Origin of the sequence: Streptomyces sp. SID11385 (genome assembly GCF_010548245.1) — a bacterium.
Taxonomy (GTDB): Bacteria; Actinomycetota; Actinomycetes; order Streptomycetales; family Streptomycetaceae; genus Streptomyces.
Genome location: NZ_JAAGLR010000223.1, coordinates 1 through 3,255 on the forward strand (window position 1 = coordinate 1; position 3,255 = coordinate 3,255).

Sequence of the window (3,255 nt, forward strand, 5' to 3'; positions counted from 1 at the left end):
TCGCGGGAGGTGTCGCGGTGTGCGGGGGCGGCGGGATGGCGACGCGGGTGCCGTCCGCGAGGTGGGCGGTGTGGCGTACGGCGGTCTGCGGGACGGCCGTCGCGGTGAACACGCCGTACGGGGACGGCCTGCCCGGCGGCGCGGTGAGGTGGAAGCCGGGGTATCCGGCGAGGCCGAGTTCGACGGCGGCGGCGCCGATCCGGCGGCCGACGGCCTCGGGGTCCGCGTCGCGCACGACGAGGCGGAGCAGGGCGCTCGCGGTCTCCTCGGTGGCGGCGTCGGGGTGGTCGGTGCGGACGAGTTCCCAGTCGGCGCGGGCGGGGGGCCGCTCGGCGAGCGCCTCGGTGAGCTGGGCGCGGACGAGCGCGGCCTTGGCGGGGATGTCGAGCCCGGTGAGGACGAAGACGACCTCGCCCCGGTGGCCGCCGAGCCGGCTGAGGCCCACCTTGAGCGTGGGCGGCGGCGCCTCGCCCCGTACGCCGTGCACGCGGACCCGGTCGGGGCCCTCCTGGGCGAGGCGCACGGTGTCGAGGCGGGCGACGACGTCGGGGCCGAGGTAGCGCGCGGGGCCTGTTTCGTAGAGGAGTTGGGCCGTGACCGTGCCCGTCGTGACGGCGCCGCCCGTGCCGGGGTGCTTGGTGAGGACCGCGCTGCCGTCGGCGCCGATCTCGGCGAGCGGGAAGCCGGGGCGGCGTACGTCGTGGGCGGTGAAGTCGCTGTAGTTGCCGCCCGTGACCTGGGCGCCGCACTCCAGGAGGTGCCCGGCGACGACCGCGCCCGCGAGGCGGTCGTGGTCGCCCGGGTCCCAGCCGAAGTGCGCGGCGGCGGCTCCGCTGACGAGGGCCGCGTCGGTGACGCGCCCGGTGACGACGAGCTGGGCGCCGGAGCGCAGGCACGCGGTGATGCCGTGGCCGCCGAGGTAGGCGTTGGCGGTGAGGACGCCTTCGCCCCAGCTCTCGCGGCCCGCCGCCCCGGGGTGGGCGAGGAGGTCGTCCCCGCTCACGTACGCGACGGGGATGCCGAGCCCTTCGCGGCGCGCGAGCCGCCGCAGCTCCTCGGCCAGTCCCGCCGGGTTGAGGCCGCCCGCGTTGGTGACGACGCGGACGCCGCGTTCGGCGACGAGGTGGAGGCACTCGGCGAGCTGGCGCGGGAAGGTGCGGGCGTACCCGGCCGCCGGGTCCCGCAGCCGGTCGCGGCCGAGGATGAGCATCGTCAGCTCGGCGAGGTAGTCCCCGGTGAGGACGTCGAGCGGCCCGTCCGAAAGCATCTCGCGCACAGCGGAGAAACGGTCCCCGTAGAAGCCGGAGGCGTTGCCGACACGGAGCGGGGCGGGGTGGGCGGAGTGAGTCAACGCGGTTGCTCCTCACCGGTGTTGGGGCGACGTGGCGGCGTCACACGAAGGCAGCATCACAGCGCGGCGGAAAACAAGCAAGCGTGCTTGCATGATTTTCTGCGGGTCGGCCCGGCGGAATTCCGGTTGCCGCGGGTGGTCCCCGGGTTCAAGGATCGGCTGGTTCGCCCGTTCCCCACCCGGAGCCGCCCCGTGGACCTCCTCGCCGCTCTCCCCCTGCGCACCCCGCGCCTGACGCTGCGCCCCTTCACGCCGGAGGACACCGACGCGATGCACGCGTACCAGCGCCTGCCCGAGGTCGCCCGCTACCTGTACCGGCCGCCCCGCACGCGCGCCGAGTGCGAGGCGGTGATCGCCGTGCAGCCCGCGTGGGAGAAGGACGGCGACCGCGTCCTCCTCGCGGTGTGCCCGACACCGGCCGCGCCGGGCGCGTCCGCATCCGGTGTACCCGCACCCGGCGTGCCCGCGTCCGGAGTGCCCACGCTCGCGGGCGAGGTGAGTCTGAACCTGCGTGACACACGCGCCCGTCAGGCCGAGATCGGGTGGTCCCTGCATCCCGGAGCGGCGGGGCGCGGCTACGCGACCGAGGCGGCCCGCGCCCTCGCCCACCTCGCCTTCACCGTCCTCGGCGTCCACCGCCTGTACGCGCGTGTGGACGCCGAGAACACCGCCTCCTTCCGCGTCTGCGAACGCCTCGGCATGCGCCGCGAGGCCCACTTGGTGGAGAACGACCTGTGGGAGGGGCGATGGGGCGACGAGTTCGTGTACGGGTTGCTGGCGCGGGAGTTCGGGGGATGAGGGCGCGGCCCCCGGCGCTCGTCCCCTCTCCCCCGCCCGCTGGTGGACACCGTCTTGACGGTCCGTCGTGACGCCCTGACACTGAGGGGGACGGTCACGATCGTCAGCGCCCGCGTGGCTCTTTCGCGCGCGGTTCATCGGCCCCGGCCCGCTGACAGGCAACCCTTCGACCGCGATGGGGTGCCCCGGGTGACGACCTGGTCCCGCCACGGCGGCGGGACAAGCGCGGCCCCCGCGGGGTGGCCGGGGAGGGGTGGGTGTCATGTCCGGAGCTCTCGCCCCGCACGGTACCGACCTTTCCCCTTCGCCGGTACGCCTCCGGCGCCGCACCCTCACCCGCAGGCTGCACATCGACCTGCTGCGCGTGTGCGGGGCGACGGGCCGACCGGTCCGCTGACGCCCCTCGGCCCTTCGCGATCCAGACGCCCCGTGCGTCCTGTGTGCCGTGCCCCGCTCCCCTCTCTTCGTCTGGGAGAACCATGTCCGGAACCCTTGCCCCTTCCTCGCCCGACCTTCCCCTCTGTACCCCCGCGACCACCCGGCGCGGCAGTGGCCTGCCGCGCGTACGCGAAGCGGTCGAACCCGTCGTACGGCAGCGCATCGGCGTCGCGGGCGGGCACGGCTTCTACCCGGCCCCGCACCGGTACGCGCTGTACCTGACGCCCCGGCGCGCCGACGCGCTGCGCGTCGCGGTGACGGTGCGGCTGCTCGGTCTCGCCGAGACCCTGGCCCTCGTCCCGCTCGAAGGCCCCGGCTCGCCCGCGTACGAGAGCCTGCGCCGCTCCTACGAGGCCACGCGCCGGCACTACGCGGGAGCCCTCACGGTGCCCGCGCTGTGCGACCGCTGGACCGGGCGTGTGGTCAGCAACCACACGCCCGACATCCTGCGTGATCTGCACGGCCGCTTCGGCCCCGCGGAGTCGGCCGAGTGCGGGGCGTGCGCGCTGCGTCCCGCCGCGCTCGACGCCGAGACCGACCGGCTCGAAGCGGCGTGGGACTTCACGGGGGCCGTGCCGGGCACGGCGCCGCTCGACGTCGTCGCGGCGCGGTTGCGGCACGCGCCGTACGTCCTCGGCGAGCGGCTGACGGCGGCGGACGTCGACGCG

Annotated in this window: 4 protein-coding genes and 1 riboswitch; of the genes, 3 read left to right on the top strand and 1 reads right to left on the bottom strand. The window is 75.6% G+C overall.

Features of this window, described 5'->3' with window-relative positions:
• Nucleotides 1-1,351 (bottom strand): acyclic terpene utilization AtuA family protein (locus G3I42_RS06870; protein ID WP_164283350.1); only part of this gene is annotated, 1,351 nt, incomplete at its 3' end.
• Between the two features lie 192 nt (nucleotides 1,352-1,543).
• On the opposite strand from G3I42_RS06870, the gene G3I42_RS06875 reads away from it, so the two are divergent.
• The 3 genes from G3I42_RS06875 to G3I42_RS06885 form a co-directional block, all read left to right on the top strand.
• Entirely contained in the window at nucleotides 1,544-2,149 is a 606-nt protein-coding gene (locus tag G3I42_RS06875; RefSeq protein ID WP_164283352.1) for a GNAT family N-acetyltransferase, read from the top strand.
• Between the two features lie 92 nt (nucleotides 2,150-2,241).
• A riboswitch (SAM riboswitch) is annotated at nucleotides 2,242-2,381 on the top strand.
• 30 nt (nucleotides 2,382-2,411) lie between these two features.
• A complete protein-coding gene (locus tag G3I42_RS06880) occupies nucleotides 2,412-2,546 on the top strand; it encodes a cell envelope biogenesis protein OmpA (protein ID WP_164283354.1) in 135 nt (44 codons plus the stop codon).
• 82 nt (nucleotides 2,547-2,628) lie between these two features.
• On the top strand, nucleotides 2,629-3,255 hold a 627-nt coding region (locus G3I42_RS06885), incomplete at its 3' end, for a cell envelope biogenesis protein OmpA (RefSeq protein WP_239096307.1).

Bases quoted from the DNA above. Each gene is read 5' to 3' on its own strand.
- G3I42_RS06880 (WP_164283354.1), top strand. From the start codon at position 2,412: ATGTCCGGAGCTCTCGCCCCGCACGGTACCGACCTTTCCCCTTCGCCG.